Source organism: Aestuariivirga sp. (genome assembly GCF_047600585.1).
GTDB lineage: Bacteria > Pseudomonadota > Alphaproteobacteria > Rhizobiales > Aestuariivirgaceae > Aestuariivirga.
This window is the reverse complement of record NZ_JASGKP010000001.1, coordinates 1,503,048-1,522,893: the sequence shown is the minus strand read 5'-3', so window position 1 is coordinate 1,522,893 and position 19,846 is coordinate 1,503,048. Positions and strand designations below refer to the sequence as shown.

The window sequence follows — 19,846 nt, the reverse complement described above, 5'->3', positions numbered from 1 at the left end:
GGATTGATTCAATTAACTTTCGCTTAACGAAAGAGGGGGTCGAGGTCAAACAAGCGCTTGTGCTGGTCGAGCGCGAAGCGGTCGGTCATTCCCGCCAGGAAGTCACACACCTGGCGTGCATAGCGGCTCTGGTCCGAGATCGGCGCATCCTCGCGCCAATCCTTGGGCAGCAGCGTCTCGTCGTTCATATAGGCATTGAAGAGATCGCGGATCACCCGCTGCGCCCGCCCCATGATGTCCATCACCCGCTCGTGCCTGTACATGGAGTGGGTGAGGAACTGCTGGAGGATGCGGTTGTTCTCCTTCATCTGGGCGCTGAAGGTGATGATCGCTTCGCCCGCCGCACGCACGTCTTCCGGGCTCTTGGGCGCAATCCGTTTGGCATTCTTCTTGGCATTGGCCAGCACGTCGTTGACCATGGCTGAGATCACGCGGCGCACCGTTTCGTGCACGATGCGGCCCTGCTCGAGGTTGGGATAGGCCTTGAGCACCTGCCCCAGCGCCTCACCCACCAGCGGAATGTCACCGAGGTCGATGATCTTGAAGAGCCCGGCGCGGAGACCGTCGTCGATGTCGTGGGCGTTGTAGGCGATGTCGTCCGAGATCGCCGCCACCTGTGCTTCGGCCGAGGCATGTTGCGAAAGACCGAGATCATGGACCTCCGCGTACTCGATGATGGCGGAGGGAAGCCCCTTTTCACGGTAATGGCCAAGCGCGTGACCTTCGGCATCGGTCAGCGGGCCGTTGTGCTTCACCAGCCCTTCCAGCGTTTCCCACGTGAGATTGAGTCCGTCGAAGGCGGCGTAGCGCTTCTCCAGCCGCGTGACGATGCGGAGTGCCTGGGCATTGTGATCGAAGCCGCCATAGCCCGCCATCAGCGCGTCAAGCTCCCGCTCCCCCGCATGGCCGAAGGGCGTGTGGCCAAGGTCATGGGCAAGGGCGAGCGCCTCGGTCAGGTCTTCGTCCAGCCCCAGGGCCCGGGAAATGGCGCGGGCAATCTGGGCCACCTCGATCGAATGGGTGAGCCTCGTCCGGTAATGGTCGCCCTCGTGGTAAACGAAGACCTGGGTCTTGTGCTTCAGGCGGCGGAAGGCGGCGGAATGGATGATCCGGTCCCGGTCGCGGGCAAAGTCGGTGCGGGGCGGTGCGGCCTGTTCCGGCACCAGCCGGCCCCGGCTGCGGGCCACATGGCAGGCAAAGGGTTGCAGATGGCTCACCCCTGCCTCCGTCCGGCTGTTCTTGACTTTTGCCGCGCCAATCCCAAAATCCAGTCCATGTCCACGCCCGCCATTACAGTAACTCCGGCTGCCGCAAAACGCATTCTTGAGATTGCGCCCGCCCACCCGTCGCTCCGCATTGCGGTGAATGGCGGCGGCTGTTCCGGCTTCCAGTACGAGTTCAAGCTGGAAAATGCCCGCGCCGACGACGACACGGTGTTCGAGCGTGACGGCGCGACCGTGCTGGTCGACAGCGTGTCGCTGGGCTTCATGGATGGCTCAACCGTCGATTTCGTCGACGACCTGATGGGCCAGTCCTTTCGCGTGCAGAACCCGCAGGCCAAATCGTCCTGCGGCTGCGGCACCAGTTTCTCGCTCTGAGCGGGCTTACTTCTTCCCGGACTTCAGCGCCTTCACCTGGCGCAGCGTCTTGACCGAGGCGAGGCAGGCGGACGCCGCCTCGCGGCCCTTGTTGAAGTCATCATCCTTGGCCCGGCGTTCGGCCTGTTCGGCCGTGTAGGTGGTGATCACGCCGAAAGCGATGGGCACGCCCGAATTGAGGGTGGCCATCATCGTGCCATGCGTGACGCCAAGGCTGATGTATTCGAAATGCGCCGTCTCGCCCTTGATCACGCAGCCGAGCGTGATGACGCCATCGAACTTTCCGGTTCGCGCGATCTTTTCCGCGATCAGCGGCAATTCGAATGCACCCGGTGCAGAGAAGATGTGTTCTTCCTTGAGCGGCATGCCCTGCTCTTCGAGATAGGCCTTGGCGCCGCGCAGCAGCCCGCCCGTCACGCCCTCATTCCACGAACTGACGACACAGGCGAAAACCGGCTTCTTGGACTTGCTCATCTGAAACTCCTTAGTCGATGCTGAGCGCATGGCCGAACTTGTCCCGCTTGGCCTCGAGGTAGCGCTTGTTATGGGGGTTATGGTCGATTTCGATGGGGCGCACGGCGGCGACGGTAATGCCATGGTCCTGCAGCGCCAGCGACTTCGCCGGATTGTTGCTGAGCAGTTCCACCTTGCTCATGCCGAGGGATTCCAGAATGCGGGCGGCAATCGCAAAGTCGCGGCCATCCGCATCGAAGCCGAGGGCAAGATTGGCCTCCACCGTGTCCATGCCCTGATCCTGCAGCGCATAGGCGCGGATCTTGTTGGCAAGACCGATGCCGCGGCCTTCGTGTCCGCGCAAATAGATCACCGCCCCGCCTTCGCTCTTGTCGATCTGGCGGATCGCTTCCTGCAATTGCGGTCCGCAATCACAGCGCAGGCTGCCGAAGGCTTCACCCGTCAGGCATTCGGAATGGATGCGCACGAGCGGAAGCGACGCCTTGCCCGCTTTCACGAGCGCAACGTGCTCGATCCCCGTTGCGCGGTCGCGGAAGGCGCGCATTTCCAGCTCGCCATCGGAATAGGCCGACGGCATGCGGGCGCGGGCGATCTCCTCGACGCCGGCCAGTGTTCTCGGGTTCAACGCGACAGGTAGGGCTGACATAGGCGCTCCACGTATTTGGCGATGACATCGACCTCGACATTGACCTCGTCGCCCTCGGAGAGGTCGCTCAGGTTGGTTTCTGCCCAGGTGTGCGGAATGATGGTGATGCCGATGCGGGTTTCCGCCGCTCCGGTCTCGACGCTGTTAAGGGTGAGGCTGATGCCGTTGATGGCAATCGAGCCCTTCTCCACACAGTATTTGCCGAGCGCCGGCGACATGGCGAAGACGAGCTTGAAGGCCTCGGCATCGGGCGTGATCGATTCGAGTGTCGCAAGCCCGTCCACATGTCCCTGCACCAGGTGCCCGGACAGCCGCGTCTCCAACTTCACCGAGCGCTCGAGGTTGACGACGCTGAGCGGTGCCAGATGACCGAGGTTGCTGCGCGCGATCGTTTCGCGGCTCACAAAGAAGGTGGCCGAGCCCTTTGCGTTGAACTTCACCACCGTGAGGCAGACGCCGTTCACGGCGATGCTCTCACCGAGTTCGAGGCCCTCGTAGCCGGTCGAGACTTCGATCACGACGGTGCCGTCCTCTTCCTCGACGGAATGGACCGTGCCGCGCTTTTCAATGATACCCGAAAACATCGATCAACCTCATCTACGCTTGACGCAATTGCACTTCGACCCGGTCCTGACCGGGTGCGGTGCCGTTCTTGTGAATGGTGTAGAGTTCGTCCCACTGGCCGCTGTCGAGCACATGGCCCGTCAGCGCCGGCCCGGCCTCGACGAGCACTTCGAGCGCCCCTGCCCGCGCCGCCACGGCAAGCGCCTCCTGAAATGTATCGCAGACTTCAACAGCGAAGCCACGCGCCGTGGCCTGCGCAAGCCAAGCCGCGCTCACGCGCCTGCGCCGGTCCAAAACGATCAGTGTACGGCGCTTCCCGGCGTGGTCGGGCACATGCCGGACGGTGAAGTGGGGATCATCGGCCAGCACCGTGCCCGAGCCCGTGATGATGGCATCGGCCCGCTTGCGCAACTGATGCGCCAGCAGCAGCGATGACGGCGAAGTAAAGGTCTTCTGCCCCGGCGGGGGGATCATCGAGCCCTGCTCGTCCACCGCCCGCTTCACGGTGACCCACGGCAGCCCGCTGAGCGCCCGCTTGGCGAAGGGTGCCAGCAGCGCCTCCGAGGCACGCGCCAATTCCGGTGAAATCGACCCGATGTCTTGAACAGACAAGCCAGCGGCGTGAAGACGATCAGCGCCACCACCCCTCACATTCGGATTGGGATCGCGCGAGCCGATCCAGACGTGCGAGACCGGGCTTGCGAGAATGGCATCGCAACAGGGCGGCGTGCGGCCGGTGTGATTGCAGGGTTCCAGCGTGACGACGAGGGTGTGGGCGCGAGCCAGTGATCCAGCCTCGCGGCACAGGCCCAAAGCCTCAGCCTCGGCATGGGCCTGCCCCGCCTTCTCGTGCGCCGCAACGGCCAGCACCTCGCCTGACGCATCCAGCACGGCGCAGCCCACAGGCGGGTTGGGCGCCGTCGCCCCGCGGAACGCATCCGCCACCGCAAGGGCGCGCGCGAAAGCTTCCGCGATCACGCGCGGCGGCAGTTCGGTTCCTGTTGGTCGCTTGTCCATGCGGCCCGGGCTCGATCCTGTTGGACGGCATTCCAGGGCGCAACGGCAAATGCCCGACACCGCCCGGCAAAGGGCGGATCGGTCCTGCTGTGTTCTCTATCATCCGGACTATACCGTCGGCCCCGGAATTGCACCGGATCTGCTGACACCCCTGCTTGCGCCGGGGCCGCTCGCGGGCTTGCGGGGAAACCCGCTTACCGCCGGTGGGGACTTTCACCCCGCCCTGAGAACATCGTCTGTTGTTACAAACTGGCCCCTATTTAGGCCTCCGTGCCGGAAAGGCAAGACCGCCGCATGTCATGGCTCGCTTCAACTTCCCTCATGGGTCGAGGGCGGCAAGACCCCGCCTCGTACCCTCGTGATGATTATAGTTGCATAGCGAACTATCTTGGTCTATGACGATTGCATGTTCGAGCATTGCCTCTACTTCAACACCACATCGCTGGCCCGCGACCTTGAGCGCGAATGGAGCCGCGCCTTCAAGCCGTTCGGGCTGACACCGCCCCAGGCCTTCATGCTGCGTTACATCCTCGACAAACAGGCGATCACCACGACCGATCTGTCCGCCGGGTTGAACATCGCCAAGGCCACCTGCTCCCGCACTGTCGATGGCCTCATCGGCCTTGGCCTCATCAAGCGCGCCCCCGCCCCGAAGGACGCAAGAAGCCATGAACTGCAGCCCACTACCAAGGCGCAGGAGATGCGCGAGGGGATCAATCACGCGAGTGCGGACGTGACCCGCAGGATCAAGAAAATCATCGGCAGCGAAGAATTCGAAACCACGGTGAAAACCCTGAGGAGCATCAGTACCGCCATCCGGTGATGCCCTTTTGCTGCCCATATAGTTGCATAGCTAACCAAGGAGAAAAGAAATGCCGATCCTGACCGTAAAGGTGAGCGGAGAGAAATCCAGCCACCGCACCAGCGAAATCGCTTCGTTCCTGATGGAGATCACATCGGGCATTCTCAAGAAGAAGGCCGAGCTTACCGCGATCGTGATCGAACATGTTGAGCACGACGCGTGGTTCGTCGGTGGCAAGCGCCTGAGCGAAAGCGGGCTGAACAGCTTCTCGCTCGACATCAAGATCACCGACGAGACCAACACCAAAGCCGAGAAAGCCGACTATATCGCTGCAGCCTTTGCCGGCTTCGAACGCATCCTCGGCAATCTGCACGAGGAGAGCTACGTGTATGTGCAGGATGTACGCGCGACGGCCTATGGCTACGGTGGAAAAACCCAGGAGTACCGCTATCACCGCTAGCCCAGCCGACGATCAAACCGGAACGATTTGAGAGTAGAACACGCACCCGTGCCGCGTCACTCCACGGTGACGCTTTTTGCAAGGTTGCGGGGCTGGTCCACGTCGGTACCCATCTGGACAGCGGCGTGGTAGGCCAGCAGCTGCACCGGCAGCGCATAGACCATCGGATTGATGAAGGGGTGCATCTTCGGCATCGAGATGCAGTGGAAGGTCTTGCCGGAGCTGTGCTGGCAGCCGGCCTCGTCGGTCATCAGGATGATCTTGCCGCCACGGGCCGCAACCTCTTCCATGTTGGAGATGGTCTTCTCGTAGAGATCGTCACGCGGCGCCAGCACCAAGACCGGCACATTCTCGTCGATGAGCGCGATGGGGCCGTGCTTCAGTTCGCCCGCCGCATAACCTTCCGCATGGATGTAGCTGATTTCCTTGAGTTTAAGGGCGCCTTCCATGGCGATCGGATACATGATGCCACGGCCGAGGAAGAGCACGTCGCGGGCATGAGCCACGTCCTTCGCCACCTGGGCGATATGCTTTTCCTGGTGAAGCACCTCGGCCATGTGGCGCGGCGCCTCGAGGAGCGCACCCGCCAGCTCCTGCTCCTTCTCGGGCGGGAGGTGGCCACGCTGCTTGGCGGCAAGAAGCGCAAGGGCTGCAAGCGCCGAAAGCTGGCAGGTGAAGGCCTTGGTGGAGGCAACACCGATTTCCGGCCCGGCATAGGTGCGGACCACCATTTCGGATTCACGCGCGATCGTTGATTCCGGCACGTTCACCACCGCGAGGGTGTGCTGCCCTTGCGACTTGGAATAGCGGAGTGCTGCAAGCGTATCCGCCGTCTCGCCAGACTGGGAGACGACGATGGCGAGGCCGTTCTTGGCCAGCGGCGCTTCGCGGTAACGGAACTCGGAGGCGATATCCACATCGCACGGCAGGCGGGCGATGCGCTCGAACCAGTACTTCGCGGTGAGGCCGGCATAGGAGGCCGTGCCGCAGGCAGTGATCGAGACGCGGTCGAGCTTGGAGAAATCGAAGGCCATGCTCTCCGGCACGCGCACGGCGCGGTTGGCGAAGTCGATGTATTCGGCAAGCGTGTGGCCGACCACTTCCGGCTGCTCGGCAATTTCCTTCGCCATGAAGTGGCGGTGGTTGCCCTTGTCCACGAGCATCGACGAGGCCTGGCTGAAGCTCATCGGCCGCACGACCGGCATGTTCTGCGCGTCGTAAATCTTGGCTGAGCCACGGGTGAGAACAACCCAGTCGCCGTCTTCCAGATAGGTCACCTTGTTGGTGAAGGGCGCAAGGGCGATGGCGTCCGAGCCCAGATACATCTGGCCCTCGCCATGACCCACGGCGAGCGGCGAGCCCTGGCGCGCGCCGATCAGAAGATCAGGCTCGCTCTTGAACAGGATGGCGAAAGCGAAGGCGCCATGGAGGCGCGGCAACACCGTCTTCACCGCATCGACGGGCGACTTGCCGCGGGCGCGCTCTTCGGCAATGGCGTGAGCCACGACTTCGGTGTCGGTCTGGGTCTGGAAGCTGTGGCCCTTGGCGGCCAGTTCTTCCTTGAGTTCTCGGAAGTTCTCGATGATGCCATTGTGCACAATGACGACATCACCCGCGGTGTGCGGGTGAGCATTGGTTTCGGTCGCCGCACCGTGGGTGGCCCAGCGGGTGTGGCCGATGCCGGAGACGCCGAGCATGGGTTCGGCCCGAAGCCGCTCTTCCAGGTTCTTCAGCTTGCCGGGGGCGCGGCGGCGCTCGATGCCGCCATTCTCGAGGGTGGCGACACCGGCCGAGTCATAGCCGCGGTATTCCAGCCGCCGCAGCGCCTCGACGATCGAGAGTGCCACGGGCTCCTTGCCCAGAATGCCGACGATGCCACACATGAAATCCGCTCCTTAACCTTTGCCTCGGCCTGTCGGCCTATTTCTTGGTTTTTTGCAATTTGCGTGCCTGCTTCACGGCCCGGTAGCGCTTGGCCCAGCCATCCTTAATGTCGAGCTGAGGCCTTGAAATCGCGAGGGAATCTGGCGGCACATCGGCCGAAACGACGGTGCCCGCAGCTATGTTGGAGCCTGCCCCTACCGTGACCGGCGCCACCAGTGCCGAATTGGAACCGACGAAAACATTCTCGCCGATCCGCGTCACGTGCTTCTCGTAGCCATCGTAGTTGCAGGTGATGGTCCCTGCCCCGATGTTGGACCCCGCCCCCACCACGGCATCGCCGATGTAGCTGAGGTGGTTCGCCTTCACGCCCTTGCCGAGCTTGGCCTTCTTCACCTCCACATAGTTGCCGACGTGGACGTTCTCTCCCAATTCGGCGCCGGGCCGGAGCCGCGCGAAGGGACCGATGCGGGCGCCGCGGCTGATGACTGCGCCTTCGATGTGGGAGTTGGCGAGGATCTGCACGTCATCCGCCACGGTAACGCCCGGACCGAAGAACACGTTGGGCTCGATCACGACGTCACGGCCCAGCACCGTATCAGCAGAGAGATAGACCGTCGCCGGATCGACCAGCGTGGCGCCGTTGAGCATGGCCTTCTGGCGCAGGCGGCGCTGCATCTCCGCCTCGATGGCGGCAAGCTGCACGCGGTCATTGACGCCTGCGGTATCCGCCTCGGGGCAGAGCGAGACGGCGCAGGAGTTGCCCGCCTCGTGCATCAGTTCGACCATATCGGTCAGATAGAGTTCGCCCTGCGCGTTGGCCGGAGACAGCTTGTGCAGCATCGGCCACAGGTGATGCGAGCCGATGGCAATGACGCCGGAATTGCAGAGGTCGATGTCGCGCTCCGCCTCGCTTGCATCCTTCTGCTCGCGGATGGCGACGAGCCTGTCGCGCTCCATGATGAGGCGGCCATAGCCGAAGGGGTTCGCGGCGCGGAAGCCGAGCACCGCCATGCGCGCACCCGCGTCCTTCACGGCCACGAGATCAAGCAGGGCCTGCGGCTGGATCAACGGCGCATCGCCATAGAGCACGAGCACCGTGCCGGTGAAATCCTTCAGGGCCTTCTCCGCCATCATCACGGCGTGGCCGGTGCCGCGGCGCTCCTTCTGCTCGGCAAAGCGGGCATCCGGAATGATCGACAGGGTTTCGGTCTTCACCTGGTCGTGGCCTGGCCCATGCACCACCACCACGTGGCGCGGCGCCACCGCCTTGGCGGCATGGAGGACGTGGGCCAGAAGGCTCCGCCCCGCCGCCCGGTGCAGAACCTTCGGCAGCTCCGATTTCATGCGGGTGCCCATTCCCGCGGCAAGAATGACAACTGCGATGCCTGACATGTATCCCCGTTGGCCACCTCGGCCGGCAAGCCATCATGCCTGCCGGATTCGGCCCTATATGAAACGGGTGATTAGTCCCTTAATTGTGGCAAAGCTACCCGGCAGGCCAGACCTGTGGAGCAGGCCTTCCGGGCTGCCCACGGCCTCGGTGCGGCGGCCGGGCGCGGCCCTTCCCCGCTTGACCCCCCTGCGCCCCGCCCCTAGAAGGGCCCCCGCAAGTCCGGATTCTGCGCCGGTCGGGCCCGTAGCTCAGCGGTAGAGCATCTGACTTTTAATCAGAGGGTCTCGGGTTCGATCCCCGACGGGCTCACCAATCAAATCGAAGATATGATTCGACGTTTCACCGGCATGTTTGCGCCGGCGAATGATGACTTCCGGCAAACGCCACCCACAATCCATTCAACAGAAACCTGGCAACTCCCAGGGGCGACGGCAACTTCTGGACATCACATTCTTCCAGTTCTGAGACCTTCTCGCAGGCACTAGGCGTGCGCGACGATGATCTCCGTGCCCGATTCTTCCAGAACATCGGCGAGTCCTCTTTCCGGCGTCTGATCCGTCACCAGCAGGACATTTTCGGACCATGTGCCGTATACGGCGAGGGACGATCTGCCAAACTTCGTGTTGTCTGCCAGGATCACCGTTTCGGACGAGCGCCGCATCATGGCCCCATAGATGAGACCAGGCCCAACACCGGCGTCGCTCGGCCCTTCGACAGTCAGGCCGCTGGCGCCCAGAAAGGCCTTTGAGGCGCGGTACTTTTGAAGCGCATCAATCGTGTCCGGTCCGCTGATCAGCCCTTCCCGGCCGTCATATTGCCCGGGAAGCATGAGGACTTTGTGGAGGGGGTTGGACGCGAGCGCCACGGCAATGGAGAACGCATGCGTGATGATGGTCAGATGATTGCGCTCGGCTGAAAGACGGCGGGCAAAATGCAGCGTGGTTGCTCCGCCGCCAATCATCAGGATGTCGTTGTCTTCAACAAGCGCCACGGCGGCGTTGGCGATGCGCTCCCGTTCAGCCACCATCATCTGCTCGCGCTCGGCGATCGCAGGCTCGAGACTAAGCGGACGCGTGGCGCCGCCGTAGGTGCGGTTGATCAATCCCCGTTCACTGAGCTCGGTGAGGTCGCGCCGCACGGTCTCGGTGGAGACGTCGAGCTTCTCGGCAAGGTCGTTCACGCGCAAGGCCGGCGCAGCCCTGAGTTCAGCCACGATGCGCGCCTGCCTGTCGGATTTCGATACCTTCATGGTCTTTTCCGCCCTTGTACCCCCACCTACCTAACCCAGCAGTCTAAACAAACCATGACCAACTTGCCAAGTCCACTGATTCAAACCCCTCAGTTTTCGAGTGCTTGACAACAGAAAAGAGTTGTGTTTGCATCATAAGACGACCACATACAGTCATATGATGTTGGATTTGCCACATGTTTGATTATGGCCACTTTCGCTTCGGCTCGAAGCAGGAGCTCTTCGAAAAGGCGATCAAGTTCTGGAATCCCGACAAGACGAAGTTCTGGCAGTCGGTCGGCGTGGACCTCGTCATCGACCGCCGGGAGGGTTACTGCCTCTACGACATGTCGGGCCGCAGGCTGATCGACCTCCACCTCAATGGCGGCACCTACAATTTCGGCCACCGCCATCCGGAACTGGTTGAGACACTCAAGGGCGCCCTCGATTACTTCGACATCGGCAACCATTGGTTCCCCTCGGTGGCGCGCTCCGCCCTTTCGGAAGCCCTGATCAAGGTCTCGCCCGGAATGGCCTATGCGGTCTTCGCGCCGGGCGGTGCGGAGGCTGTCGACATTGCTCTCAAGTCGGCGCGCTATGCCACCAAGCGGCGCAAGATCGTCTCGATCATCAAGGGGTATCACGGCCACGCCGGCCTCTCGGTGGCAACGGGCGACGACCGCTTCACCAAGATCTTCCTCTCCGACCAGCCCGGCGAATTCATCCAGGTGCCGTTCAACGACATCGATGCCATGGAGAAGGCCTTGAAGGGCGGCGACATCGCAGCCCTGATCATGGAAACCATTCCGGCGACCTACGGTTTCCCCATGCCGAAGGAAGGATACCTCAAGGCCTGCCGCGATCTCTGCACGCGCTATGGCACCATGTACATCGCCGACGAGGTGCAGACCGGCCTGATGCGCACCGGTGAAATGTGGGGCTGGCAGGCTTACGGCATACAGCCGGACATCATGGTGACGGCCAAGGGATTGTCAGGCGGCCTCTACCCCATCAGTGCAGCGCTGGTGAATGAGAAGGCTGGCGGCTGGCTGCATGAGGATGGCGCTGCCCACATCTCGACCTCGGGCGGCGCGGAACTCGGCTGCATCGTGGCACACAAGGTCATCGAGATGCTGCAGAGGCCGGAAGTGCGGTCCAACGTTCAATTCGTCACCGACTTCATGCGCGAGAGCATGGCCGAGATGGTGCAGCGCCATGGCGACATCTTCACCGGCGTCCGCCAGAAGGGCATCATCCTCGGTCTCGAGTTCGGCCACTCCGGCGAGAACGCCGTCGCGGTGTCGCGCGCCCTCTATGAGAATGGCGTCTGGGCCATCTTCTCCTCCCTCGACAAGCGTGTCCTGCAATGGAAGCCGGGCGCCCTGCTCTCCGTCGACATGTGCCAGGAAATCATGGACCGCTTCGATGCGGCCATGCCGCGGGCCCGGGACCTGCTGCAAGCCAGGAAAAAGGTGAACTGATGCCTGCTTCATCGACACCCCTGCTGAAAGTGCCGGACGCCGCGCTGGAACAGGCGCGCATGATGCTGGACAAGGCCCGTTGGGCCGCATCGCGCCTGCAGAAACTCGACCGCGCCACCATTCTCCGCATTAGCGATGCGGCGGCAAAGGCGGGCCATGGCAAGGCCCAGCAGTATGCCGAATGGGCCGTCCGCGAAACCGGCATGGGCGTCGTCGCCCACAAGAAGATGAAGAACGAGGCCTGTTCCACCGGCCTCGTCGACCTCTACCGGGGTGAGGATTTCGTTGCGCCGCGCATCCATGCCGAGCGCAAGATCGTGGAACTGCCACGGCCCGCGGGCGTCATCTTTGCGCTCGTCCCCGTCACCAATCCCGTTGCCACCGTCTTCTTCAAGAGCCTGCTGGCCCTGATGACGCGGAATGCCATCATCCTGTCACCCCATCCCCAGGCGAAGGACTGCTGTGCCGATGCGGTGCGGACACTGGCCGATGCCGCCCGGGCAGCCGGTGCGCCGGATGGCTGCATACAGGTCATCGCAGAGCCCACCATTCCCCTCATCGAAAACCTGATGTCCGACAGCCGGATTGATCTCATCGTCGCAACGGGCGGGCCCGCCGTTGTCAAGGCTGCCTACCGCAGCGGCAATCCGGCAATCGGGGTCGGCCCCGGCAATGCTCCGGCCGTGGTGGACGACACCGCTGACATCAAGCTTGCCGCGAAGCGCATCGTGGCCTCGAAAACCTTCGACAACTCCATTCTCTGCACCAATGAATCCGCCGTGCTCGCCTTCGATGCCATCGCAGACAGGCTGCTCGACGCCATGAAGGCGGAGCGCGCACACATCTGCAGCAAGGACGAAGCCGACAAGCTGCGAACCCTGCTTTTCACCGAAACAGGCTTCAACACAGCGATGATCGGCAAGGATGCCGAGGTGATTGCACGGGCCGCGGGGTTCAGTGCCCCAGGCGCGAAGATCCTTGTGACACCGGTCGATCTCGTCCAGCCGGAAGAAAAGCTGGTGCGGGAAAAGCTGCTGCCTGTTCTCGCCTTTGCCCGCGTCGCCACCATCGACCAGGCGATTTCCGCCGCACGGTCGATGATGCGGACAGCGGGACAAGGACACTCCGCCGCCATCCACTCGCGCAATGAAGCGAACATCATGGCTTTCGCGGCTGCGGTGCCCGCACTTCGCGTCGCAGTCAATGCGGGCTGCTCACTGGGGGCGTCCGGATTTGAAACAAACCTCGGGCCCTCCATGACGATCGGAACGGGCTTCGCCGGCGGCTCTTCACTTGGCGAAAACCTGACGCCGCACGCCTTCATGCAGTTCACGCGCATCGCCTACAACAAGGACGCTGCGGAAGGCTTCGGCAACTTTGCAGGCCTCGACCCGCTCAATTTGCGCAAACGCACGGCCCAGCCGGTCTCCCTTGCCGTCAGCAACGCGGACAATGAACTCCGCGCTGAACTGCGCAAGATCATCCTCGAAGAACTGAAGGCGGTCCTGGCAGCGTGATGGCAACACTCCGGTCCCATATCTTCATCGATCAGCTGCAGCCGCAGACCATGTGCTACATGGGATCCTGGGTGAAGGGCTCGCTGCCCCGCACCAACATGGCGGCACAGATCATCGAGGTGGCGCCCGGGATCGACATCGAACCGCTGACCGACGTGGCCCTCAAGGTCGCCGACGTGCAGGGCGGCATTCTGGTGGTCGAGCGGCAGTTCGGCTATCTGGAGTTCCATTCCCGCGACATTGCCGCCGTCAAGGCAGCGGCGGAGGCGGTGCTGGATGCGATGGGGCTTTCGCCTGACCAGGCCATGAAGCCCAAGATTCTCGCCTCCAAGATCATCACCAAGATTGATCCCGGCCACGCATTCCTCATCAACCGCAACAAGGGCGGTTCGATGATCCTCGCTGGCGAAACCTTGTTCGTGCTGGAGACGGAACCGGCCGCCTATGCCATCCTCGCCGCCAATGCCGCCGAAAAGGCCGCAACAATCAAGGTGGTGGACTACCGCATGATCGGCGCCACCGGGCGGCTTTACCTGTCGGGCACGGAATCGGAAGTGCGGGCCGCGGCCACCGCAGCCGAACAGGCCCTGGAGATTTGAGATGGCGGTGAACACACACGAGCTGAGAGAGATGGTGCGGGACATCCTGAAGGAAGTCGTCCCTTCGAAGGCACAATCTGCCGCGGGGGTGGAGCGCGTCAGTCTCCTGACGGACGCCGACCTTGCTACCTTCGTCCGCCGCGTGCTCGAGCAGCAGGATGCAATCCGCGCGGGCCGCCTGCGCTTCACGCTGGCCGGCAGCGCATCCCCTGCTCCCGCTGCTTTGCAGGCCGCGCGAAGCGGCACCGAACTCCGCGGTGTCATCACCGAAACCATCATCGACCGCCACGCCGGCGGGGGCACGCTGGTGCTTGCCGCCGATGCCGTCATCACGCCGCTTGCCCGCGACCGCGCCCGCAAGCTTGGCCTCAAACTGGAAAGGAGACGCTAGATGCTCAAGGCAACAGTCACGGGCCGCATCTGGTCCACCAAGAAGCTCAGCGAAATGCCGGCAGGCTCCATCCTCGAGGTGGTCGTTGATGAATCGAGTTCCAGGCTTCTCGCCTTCGATCCGCTGGGCTGCGGCGAAGGAGAGAAGGTCATCGTGGCCACGGGCTCCGTGGCGGCGGGCTGGTTTCCCGGAAAGGCTCCTCCCATCGATGCGCTGATCATCGGCTCCATCGACGAGAGCGCCACAAAGAAGTGATCCCAAAATCTGAAGGAGTACGACATGTCTAGCAATGCCATCGGAATGATCGAAACCAAGGGTTATGTTGCGGCCCTCGCCGCCGCGGATGCCATGGTGAAGGCTGCCAACGTCACCATCATCGGCCGCGAACAGGTGGGCGACGGCCTTGTCGCCGTCATCATCAACGGCGACGTGGGTGCCGTGAAGGCGGCAACGGAAGCCGGCTCGGAAGTGGCGGGCCAGGTGGGCACGCTTGTCTCGGTGCATGTCATTCCGCGTCCCCATGCGGATGTCTCGAAGCACTTCACGGCCGCCAAGTAACGGGTGGCAGCGATGACCGCCGCGCTGACGGCGGCCAAAGGCGAGTTGCGCGTGTTCCTGACGCTGGACACGCTGCAGCCGCAGTTCGCCGCCTACATGGGAACGCCCACGCGGGCACGGGGCTACCCGCCCTATGCGGGTCAGCACGCGCTGATCATCGAGGTGGCGCCCGGCCTGATGATCGAGCGCGTGATGGATCTCGCCCTGAAGGCAGACCCTGACCTCGAACCTGGCATCCTGTTTGTCGAGCGGCAGTTCGGCATTCTGGAAATCCATGGCAACGACAAGGACAAGCTTCTCGCAGCAGGCCGCGCCGTGCTCGCGGGTCTTGGCCTCGCGGAGGGTGACCAACTTGCACCGCGCCTTCTCTACGCCGACGTCATCGAGAACATCGCCGACCAGCACGCGGTGATCATCAACCGCAACCGCCAGGCCTCCATGGTCATGCCGGGCGAGACACTGCTGGTGATGGAGATGGTCCCCGCACTCTATGCAGCAATTGCAGCCAACGAAGCGGAGAAGACTGCCCCTGCCCTCACCCTGGTCGATGTGCAGATGATCGGCGCCGCGGGCCGCCTCTACATGTCTGGCACCACGGCGGATGTGGAAAAGGGGCTTGCCGGGATCAAACTGCTTCTGGCAGGAATCGAAGGGCGAAAAGCCTGAGGGAGACCAGCGCCGTGGCAGACTTCGACACCCTTCCGCACGATCGGCAGTTGCCCCTTTTGCTGGAGCTGGCGGAAGCGGCAACCGGGCTCTACGCGCTGCCGGCGGGTCTCAAGGTCAATCTCGTCAATCTCTCCGAGAATGCCACCTACAAGGTCGAGGCCCCGGATGGCCGCCGTTGGGCGCTGCGCATCCACCGGGACGGTTATCACTCGCGCACCGCCATTGCCTCCGAACTGGCCTGGCTCATGGACCTGCGCCGCACCGGCGTTGTCACCACGCCTGCACCGGTCAAGGGCCGCGACGGCGAGATCATCCAGCAGCTTGGCCACGCGACCATGCCGCGCCCGCGCAACATTGTGCTGTTCGATTGGGAAACCGGTGCCGAGCCGGGGATCGGCGAAGATCTGGCCGAACCCTTTGAGGTGCTGGGCGAGGTGACCGCCCGTATGCACCTCCACACACGGAACTGGACGCGTCCGCCATGGTTCGAGCGTCTCACCTGGGATTTCGAGACGAGTCTTGGCGAAGACAAGCCCCACTGGGGGCGCTGGCGCGACGGCATGGGCGTTGACGCAAGCAAGCAGAAGCTCTTCGGCCGGACCGTCGATCTGATCGGCCGCCGCCTCGCGGCCTACGGAAAATCACAGGATCGCTTCGGTCTCATCCATTGCGACCTTCGCCTCGCCAATCTGCTCATCGACGGCAAGGACGTGAAGGTCATCGACTTCGACGACTGCGGCTTCGGCTGGTACATGTATGACGCCGCCACGCCCGTCTCCTTCTATGAGCATGAACCGCAGGTGCCGGGCCTGATCGAGAGCTGGAAGAAGGGCTACCGGCGCGTCATTCCGCTCAGCCGCGAGGATGAAGCGGAAATTCCCACCTTCGTGATGCTGCGCCGGCTGCTGCTGGTGGCGTGGATCGGTTCCCACAGCGAGACCGATCTCGCGAAATCCATGGGGCTGCCCTACACGGAAGGCACCGTTGGACTGTGCGAGGACTATCTCCGCCGCTTCGGTTGATGCAGGCGTTCAGGCCTGCGCCAGAGCATCAAGGCTCTCGGGCAGAATCTGCCCGCCATCCACGATGATGGTCTGTCCGGTGACGTAGCTTGCTTCCTTCGAGGCGAAATAGAGCGCGGCGTGGCCGATGTCATCGACAACACCAAGCTTCTTGAGCGGCACCGAGCTCGCCATCGATTGCTGATAGGCCTCGCCCATTTCGATCAGCCCCTCGGTGAGAATGTTGCCGGGCAGCACCGCGTTCACCGTGATGCCATACTTGGCGAGTTCCAGGCAGGCGGTGCGCATGAAGCCGAGCTGCCCCGCCTTCGTCGAGCCGTAGTGGGTCCAGCCCGGAAATCCGGTCACGGGGCCCGTGATCGACGAGGTGAGCACGATCCGTCCCTGGTCCGATTGCTTGAGGTAAGGAACCGCCGCCTGCACCGACAAGAAAGTACCCTTGAGATTGGTGTTCTGCACCTCGTCCCACTGCGCCTCCGTCATCTCTTCAAGACGTGCCGGCGGGAATATGCCGGCATTCGCACACAGCACGTCGAGGCCGCCATTGCGCTTTGCCACCTCTGCCAGCGCCTTCTCGATCGACGCCTTCGAGGTCACATCGCCCGCGACACCGAATGCGCCATGGCCGATCTCCTTCGCCGCGGCTTCGGCCGCCTGCTGGTTGCGCGCAATGATGCCCACCTTGGCGCCGGCATTGGCAAAGACCCGGGCAATGCCCTTTCCGATCCCCTTCGACCCGCCGGTGACTGCGACGGAGCGGCCCTTCAGTGATTGTGTCATGCGTCTTGTCCTCCCTGTTCGCTGCCGCGCGAGCGGCGCAAAAGCGTAATGAGTGCGTAGCCGCCGATCAGCAGCACCACGGCACCAACAGTTGAAATCGTACCGAGCACAGGTACGCCCGGCGTATAGCCTGCCACCATCTTGGCATAGAGATATTCGGGCACGGTCGTATCTGCGCCCGTCGTATACAGCGACAGCGGGAAATTCCCCCAGCTCAGCAGGAAGGCGAAAAGCGATCCGGAGAACAGGCCGGGAAACAGCACGGGCAGCGTCACTTCCTTCAGCACCTGCCAGCGGGACGCGCCGAGATCATACGCCGCTTCCTCCAGTGCCGGATCGAAACTGTAGACCTGGATCGAGATGACGAGTGTGACCACCGGCACGATCCAGACGAGATGGGCGAAGATCGCAGTCTTCCACGAGAGTGGAAGCCCCAGCGTGTTGAACCAGAGCAGCAGGGCAAGCCCGAGCACAGACTGGGGAAAGAAAATCGGCAGCAGGATGATCTTCTGGTAGATGGAGCGGCCTTTCCAGTCATAACGGGCGAAGGCAAGCGCGCCGAAGAAGGCGAGGAAAACCGCCACCACGGTCACCAGCAGCGCAATCGAGATGGAGGTGGACAGGAGCTGGCGCACCTCGATCGAGGTCAGTGTCTTGTGCCACCAGTCGAGACCCCATTTGCTGATCGGGAACTGGAAGTAACGGCTCGCCGTCAGCGACGCGAGCACGATGCACACTGTCGGTATGTAGAGGAAGATCACCACCGCCACGGACCAGGCGATGATGAGCGAATGGCGGATGCGGCTGGCGCGGTTGAGCATTGCCTACCTCCGTCCCAAGAGCTCGTCGAGATCGAAGCGGCGCAGCACCACCAGCACCAGCGCGCCGACCACGATCATCAGCAATACCGCCAGCGCCGCGCCCAGGGGCCAGTTCTGGGCATAGGTGAAGGCGATCTCGATATCGTGGGTGATGGGAATGATCTGCTGCCCACCAAGCACCTTGGCTTCGGCGATGGCGCCAACGGCGAGCACGAAGGTGAGGAGACAGCCAATCAGGATGCCCGGCATGGAAAGTGGAAGTTCCACTTCGCGGAACACCTGCCAGCGCGATGCACCGAGATCGACGGCTGCATCACGCGTATCCTGCGGCACCATGCTGATCCCCAGCGACATGGGGAAGAGCATGAAGGGGAGATAGACATAGACCATGCCGAGAATGATGGCAGGCAGAGTGAACAGCATGCTTTCTGCCTGGATCCCGAACAGGGATTTGAGCGTGCCGAGCAGTACGCCGTTCTTGATCAGGAAAAGCACCCAGCCATAGAGCCGGATGTTCTCCGATACGAAGAGCGGGATGGTGAACAGCAAAGTCACCAGCATCGACCACTTGCCGAAGACCCTGACGAGCCCGTAGGCCACGGGATAGGCAATGAAGGCCAGCAAGACGACGGTGACAGCCGCGAGGGCCAGTGACCAGAGAAACGAGATGTAGCTGGTACTCTCGATGATGGTCCGGTAATTCTCAAGCGTCGCTGCGCCGGAAAACGCGAAGGTCCGAGCCGGCATGAAGCTGAACCACGTCACGGCTATCAATGGCGCGGCAAAGCCCGCCAGCAGGAAGATGATCACCGGAAGCGATGCGCGGAAGCCGGGTGACATTGGCTTAATCCGTCACCACGATGCCGTCCTTCGCATCCCAGCCGATGATGACGGTATCATCGAGCTTGCCTGCGAACGGCTGTTGCCTCAGCTTTTCTACAACGAAGACGGCATCGCCCACGCGCACCTGATACTGGATGCGGGAGCCCAGGGCATACTCGTTGTAGAGCTTGCCCTCGACGGCATTGTCGGCATCGCTCCGCTTGTCGAGGAAGCGGATGTATTCCGGGCGGACCACAAGATAGCCTGACTCGAAACCCTCGGGCAGCCGCGGCGGCTTCAATTCGCGGCCGTTCTCGTTCATCTGCAGGCGGCCGCCCTTCCCCACCGTCACCGGGATCACGTTCACATCACCCACGAACTCGGAAACGAAGCGCGTGGTGGGCGAGGTATAGATCTCGATGCGGCGTTCCCACCTGCACCAGCTTCCCTGCCCGCATGACGCCGATGCGGTCGCTCATCACCATTGCTTCCTCAAGGGAGTGAGTGATGTAGATGAAGGTCTTCCGCGTCTCGCGGTGGATGTCCTTCAGTTCCTTTTCGAGCGTCTTGCGCAGCTTGTAGTCGATGGCCGAAAGCGGCTCGTCGAAGAAAAGGATCTGCGGATCATAGGCAAGTGCCCGGGCCAGCGCCACGCGCTGCCGTTCACCGCCCGAACACTTCATGACATTCTTCGCGTAGTAATGCTCAGGAAGGCGCAGCAGCGCCATCAGCTGCAGCGCACGCGCCTTGCGCTTCTCCGGCTCCTCGCCGCGGATCTTGAGCGGGAACTCGATGTTCTGCCCCACACTGCGGTGGGGAAACAGCGCCAGGGACTGGAAGACCATGCAGGTGGGGCGCTTGTTGGCGGGAATGTCGTTGATGCGCTCGCCCCGCAGCATGATGTCGCCGGAGGTCGGCTGGTCCATGCCGGCCAGCATGCGGAGCAGCGTCGTCTTGCCGGAGCCGGAAGGACCGACGATGGTGAAGAACTCGCCTTCGGAAATGTCGATGTCGACGTCGTCCACCGCTGCATAGGGGCCGAACATCTTGCGGACGGACTTGAGCGAAAGAATGGGCGTGCTGTCGGTCATCAGGTCATGCTTGTTCAAACAAGGAGAGC

At 62.7% G+C, this 19,846-nt stretch carries 24 protein-coding genes, 1 tRNA gene and 1 riboswitch; of the genes, 12 read left to right on the top strand and 13 right to left on the bottom strand.

What is annotated here, in order from left to right:
* Window positions 1–23: 23 nt before the first annotated feature.
* Window positions 24–1,217: a deoxyguanosinetriphosphate triphosphohydrolase gene (locus QM801_RS07450; protein ID WP_415018575.1), complete on the bottom strand. Its 1,194-nt coding sequence runs from the start codon at window positions 1,215–1,217 to the stop codon at window positions 24–26.
* 57 nt (window positions 1,218–1,274) lie between these two features.
* Here QM801_RS07450 and QM801_RS07445 point away from each other — a divergent pair, with 57 nt between their 5' ends.
* Complete coding sequence (locus QM801_RS07445) at window positions 1,275–1,598, top strand: HesB/IscA family protein (protein WP_415018574.1); 324 nt, start codon at window positions 1,275–1,277, stop codon at window positions 1,596–1,598.
* A gap of 6 nt (window positions 1,599–1,604) precedes the next feature.
* Here QM801_RS07445 and ribH read toward each other — a convergent pair whose 3' ends face one another.
* Genes ribH through ribD form a run of 4 tightly spaced genes read right to left on the bottom strand, consistent with a single transcriptional unit; the run spans window position 1,605 to window position 4,299 of the window.
* A complete protein-coding gene (gene ribH, locus QM801_RS07440; protein WP_415018573.1) occupies window positions 1,605–2,072 on the bottom strand; it encodes a 6,7-dimethyl-8-ribityllumazine synthase in 468 nt (155 codons plus the stop codon).
* A 10-nt stretch (window positions 2,073–2,082) separates the two neighbouring features.
* Window positions 2,083–2,718, bottom strand: a complete 636-nt coding sequence (gene ribA, locus QM801_RS07435) for a GTP cyclohydrolase II (protein ID WP_415018572.1) — start codon at window positions 2,716–2,718, stop codon at window positions 2,083–2,085.
* Window positions 2,694–3,302: a riboflavin synthase gene (locus tag QM801_RS07430; protein ID WP_415018571.1), complete on the bottom strand. Its 609-nt coding sequence runs from the start codon at window positions 3,300–3,302 to the stop codon at window positions 2,694–2,696. The genes ribA and QM801_RS07430 overlap by 25 nt, the downstream gene beginning before the upstream one ends.
* Before the next feature lie 13 nt (window positions 3,303–3,315).
* A complete protein-coding gene (ribD, locus tag QM801_RS07425) occupies window positions 3,316–4,299 on the bottom strand; it encodes a bifunctional diaminohydroxyphosphoribosylaminopyrimidine deaminase/5-amino-6-(5-phosphoribosylamino)uracil reductase RibD (RefSeq protein ID WP_415018570.1) in 984 nt (327 codons plus the stop codon).
* 87 nt (window positions 4,300–4,386) lie between these two features.
* A riboswitch (FMN riboswitch) is annotated at window positions 4,387–4,534 on the bottom strand.
* A 153-nt stretch (window positions 4,535–4,687) separates the two neighbouring features.
* Here ribD and QM801_RS07420 point away from each other — a divergent pair.
* Both QM801_RS07420 and QM801_RS07415 read left to right on the top strand, forming a co-directional pair.
* Window positions 4,688–5,122, top strand: coding sequence for a MarR family winged helix-turn-helix transcriptional regulator (locus QM801_RS07420; protein WP_415018569.1), 435 nt, complete (start codon window positions 4,688–4,690; stop codon window positions 5,120–5,122).
* Between the two features lie 49 nt (window positions 5,123–5,171).
* Window positions 5,172–5,561, top strand: a complete 390-nt coding sequence (locus QM801_RS07415) for a tautomerase family protein (protein ID WP_415018568.1) — start codon at window positions 5,172–5,174, stop codon at window positions 5,559–5,561.
* Window positions 5,562–5,617: 56 nt separating this feature from the next.
* Here QM801_RS07415 and glmS read toward each other — a convergent pair whose 3' ends face one another.
* Together glmS and glmU are read right to left on the bottom strand one after the other, a co-directional pair.
* Window positions 5,618–7,444: a glutamine--fructose-6-phosphate transaminase (isomerizing) gene (gene glmS, locus QM801_RS07410; RefSeq protein ID WP_415018567.1), complete on the bottom strand. Its 1,827-nt coding sequence runs from the start codon at window positions 7,442–7,444 to the stop codon at window positions 5,618–5,620.
* Window positions 7,445–7,481: 37 nt separating this feature from the next.
* Window positions 7,482–8,837 (bottom strand): bifunctional UDP-N-acetylglucosamine diphosphorylase/glucosamine-1-phosphate N-acetyltransferase GlmU, encoded by a 1,356-nt coding sequence (gene glmU, locus QM801_RS07405; RefSeq protein WP_415018566.1) that lies wholly within the window; start codon window positions 8,835–8,837, stop codon window positions 7,482–7,484.
* 238 nt (window positions 8,838–9,075) lie between these two features.
* Between glmU and QM801_RS07400 the strand changes: the two genes are divergently transcribed.
* A tRNA-Lys gene (locus QM801_RS07400) sits at window positions 9,076–9,150 on the top strand.
* A gap of 169 nt (window positions 9,151–9,319) precedes the next feature.
* Here the strand turns inward: QM801_RS07400 and QM801_RS07395 are convergent.
* Window positions 9,320–10,087, bottom strand: a complete 768-nt coding sequence (locus QM801_RS07395; protein WP_415018565.1) for a DeoR/GlpR family DNA-binding transcription regulator — start codon at window positions 10,085–10,087, stop codon at window positions 9,320–9,322.
* A 176-nt stretch (window positions 10,088–10,263) separates the two neighbouring features.
* Between QM801_RS07395 and QM801_RS07390 the strand changes: the two genes are divergently transcribed.
* The 8 genes from QM801_RS07390 to QM801_RS07355 are packed head-to-tail and all read left to right on the top strand — an operon-like array spanning window position 10,264 to window position 16,303.
* Entirely contained in the window at window positions 10,264–11,547 is a 1,284-nt protein-coding gene (locus tag QM801_RS07390; RefSeq protein ID WP_415018564.1) for an aspartate aminotransferase family protein, read from the top strand.
* On the top strand, window positions 11,547–13,064 hold the full coding sequence (locus QM801_RS07385) for an aldehyde dehydrogenase family protein (protein WP_415018563.1): 1,518 nt from the start codon (window positions 11,547–11,549) through the stop codon (window positions 13,062–13,064). The genes QM801_RS07390 and QM801_RS07385 overlap by 1 nt, the downstream gene beginning before the upstream one ends.
* The gene (locus QM801_RS07380; protein ID WP_415018562.1) at window positions 13,064–13,663 is read left to right on the top strand and encodes a BMC domain-containing protein; all 600 of its coding nucleotides are present in this window, start codon (window positions 13,064–13,066) and stop codon (window positions 13,661–13,663) included. The genes QM801_RS07385 and QM801_RS07380 overlap by 1 nt, the downstream gene beginning before the upstream one ends.
* A gap of 1 nt (window position 13,664) precedes the next feature.
* Complete coding sequence (locus tag QM801_RS07375; protein WP_415018561.1) at window positions 13,665–14,054, top strand: hypothetical protein; 390 nt, start codon at window positions 13,665–13,667, stop codon at window positions 14,052–14,054.
* Window positions 14,055–14,309 (top strand): EutN/CcmL family microcompartment protein, encoded by a 255-nt coding sequence (locus tag QM801_RS07370; RefSeq protein ID WP_415018560.1) that lies wholly within the window; start codon window positions 14,055–14,057, stop codon window positions 14,307–14,309.
* A 24-nt stretch (window positions 14,310–14,333) separates the two neighbouring features.
* On the top strand, window positions 14,334–14,612 hold the full coding sequence (locus tag QM801_RS07365; RefSeq protein ID WP_415018559.1) for a BMC domain-containing protein: 279 nt from the start codon (window positions 14,334–14,336) through the stop codon (window positions 14,610–14,612).
* A 12-nt stretch (window positions 14,613–14,624) separates the two neighbouring features.
* The gene (locus QM801_RS07360; protein WP_415018558.1) at window positions 14,625–15,278 is read left to right on the top strand and encodes a microcompartment protein; all 654 of its coding nucleotides are present in this window, start codon (window positions 14,625–14,627) and stop codon (window positions 15,276–15,278) included.
* Between the two features lie 14 nt (window positions 15,279–15,292).
* A complete protein-coding gene (locus tag QM801_RS07355; protein WP_415018557.1) occupies window positions 15,293–16,303 on the top strand; it encodes a phosphotransferase enzyme family protein in 1,011 nt (336 codons plus the stop codon).
* Window positions 16,304–16,312: 9 nt separating this feature from the next.
* Here the strand turns inward: QM801_RS07355 and fabG are convergent, their stop codons facing one another.
* From fabG to QM801_RS07330, 5 genes are read right to left on the bottom strand one after another with little or no spacing between them, the layout of a single operon-like run.
* The gene (gene fabG, locus QM801_RS07350; RefSeq protein ID WP_415018556.1) at window positions 16,313–17,083 is read right to left on the bottom strand and encodes a 3-oxoacyl-ACP reductase FabG; all 771 of its coding nucleotides are present in this window, start codon (window positions 17,081–17,083) and stop codon (window positions 16,313–16,315) included.
* Window positions 17,080–17,904, bottom strand: a complete 825-nt coding sequence (locus tag QM801_RS07345; RefSeq protein WP_415018555.1) for an ABC transporter permease — start codon at window positions 17,902–17,904, stop codon at window positions 17,080–17,082. The genes fabG and QM801_RS07345 overlap by 4 nt, the downstream gene beginning before the upstream one ends.
* A gap of 3 nt (window positions 17,905–17,907) precedes the next feature.
* Window positions 17,908–18,744: an ABC transporter permease gene (locus tag QM801_RS07340; protein ID WP_415018554.1), complete on the bottom strand. Its 837-nt coding sequence runs from the start codon at window positions 18,742–18,744 to the stop codon at window positions 17,908–17,910.
* Window positions 18,745–18,748: 4 nt separating this feature from the next.
* The gene (locus QM801_RS07335; RefSeq protein WP_415018553.1) at window positions 18,749–19,102 is read right to left on the bottom strand and encodes a TOBE domain-containing protein; all 354 of its coding nucleotides are present in this window, start codon (window positions 19,100–19,102) and stop codon (window positions 18,749–18,751) included.
* A complete protein-coding gene (locus QM801_RS07330) occupies window positions 19,095–19,817 on the bottom strand; it encodes an ABC transporter ATP-binding protein (RefSeq protein WP_415018552.1) in 723 nt (240 codons plus the stop codon). Before QM801_RS07330 ends, QM801_RS07335 begins: the two co-directional genes overlap by 8 nt.
* Window positions 19,818–19,846 lie beyond the last annotated feature (29 nt).

Coding starts and splice junctions, on each gene's coding strand:
- QM801_RS07445 (WP_415018574.1), top strand. CDS start 1,275: ATGTCCACGCCCGCCATTACAGTAACTCCGGCTGCCGCAAAACGCATT.
- ribH (WP_415018573.1), bottom strand. CDS start 2,072: ATGAGCAAGTCCAAGAAGCCGGTTTTCGCCTGTGTCGTCAGTTCGTGG.
- ribA (WP_415018572.1), bottom strand. CDS start 2,718: ATGTCAGCCCTACCTGTCGCGTTGAACCCGAGAACACTGGCCGGCGTC.
- QM801_RS07430 (WP_415018571.1), bottom strand. CDS start 3,302: ATGTTTTCGGGTATCATTGAAAAGCGCGGCACGGTCCATTCCGTCGAG.
- ribD (WP_415018570.1), bottom strand. CDS start 4,299: ATGGACAAGCGACCAACAGGAACCGAACTGCCGCCGCGCGTGATCGCG.
- QM801_RS07415 (WP_415018568.1), top strand. CDS start 5,172: ATGCCGATCCTGACCGTAAAGGTGAGCGGAGAGAAATCCAGCCACCGC.
- glmS (WP_415018567.1), bottom strand. CDS start 7,444: ATGTGTGGCATCGTCGGCATTCTGGGCAAGGAGCCCGTGGCACTCTCG.
- glmU (WP_415018566.1), bottom strand. CDS start 8,837: ATGTCAGGCATCGCAGTTGTCATTCTTGCCGCGGGAATGGGCACCCGC.
- QM801_RS07395 (WP_415018565.1), bottom strand. CDS start 10,087: ATGAAGGTATCGAAATCCGACAGGCAGGCGCGCATCGTGGCTGAACTC.
- QM801_RS07390 (WP_415018564.1), top strand. CDS start 10,264: ATGTTTGATTATGGCCACTTTCGCTTCGGCTCGAAGCAGGAGCTCTTC.
- QM801_RS07385 (WP_415018563.1), top strand. CDS start 11,547: ATGCCTGCTTCATCGACACCCCTGCTGAAAGTGCCGGACGCCGCGCTG.
- QM801_RS07380 (WP_415018562.1), top strand. CDS start 13,064: ATGGCAACACTCCGGTCCCATATCTTCATCGATCAGCTGCAGCCGCAG.
- QM801_RS07375 (WP_415018561.1), top strand. CDS start 13,665: ATGGCGGTGAACACACACGAGCTGAGAGAGATGGTGCGGGACATCCTG.
- QM801_RS07370 (WP_415018560.1), top strand. CDS start 14,055: ATGCTCAAGGCAACAGTCACGGGCCGCATCTGGTCCACCAAGAAGCTC.
- QM801_RS07365 (WP_415018559.1), top strand. CDS start 14,334: ATGTCTAGCAATGCCATCGGAATGATCGAAACCAAGGGTTATGTTGCG.
- QM801_RS07360 (WP_415018558.1), top strand. CDS start 14,625: ATGACCGCCGCGCTGACGGCGGCCAAAGGCGAGTTGCGCGTGTTCCTG.
- fabG (WP_415018556.1), bottom strand. CDS start 17,083: ATGACACAATCACTGAAGGGCCGCTCCGTCGCAGTCACCGGCGGGTCG.
- QM801_RS07345 (WP_415018555.1), bottom strand. CDS start 17,904: ATGCTCAACCGCGCCAGCCGCATCCGCCATTCGCTCATCATCGCCTGG.
- QM801_RS07340 (WP_415018554.1), bottom strand. CDS start 18,744: ATGTCACCCGGCTTCCGCGCATCGCTTCCGGTGATCATCTTCCTGCTG.
- QM801_RS07330 (WP_415018552.1), bottom strand. CDS start 19,817: ATGACCGACAGCACGCCCATTCTTTCGCTCAAGTCCGTCCGCAAGATG.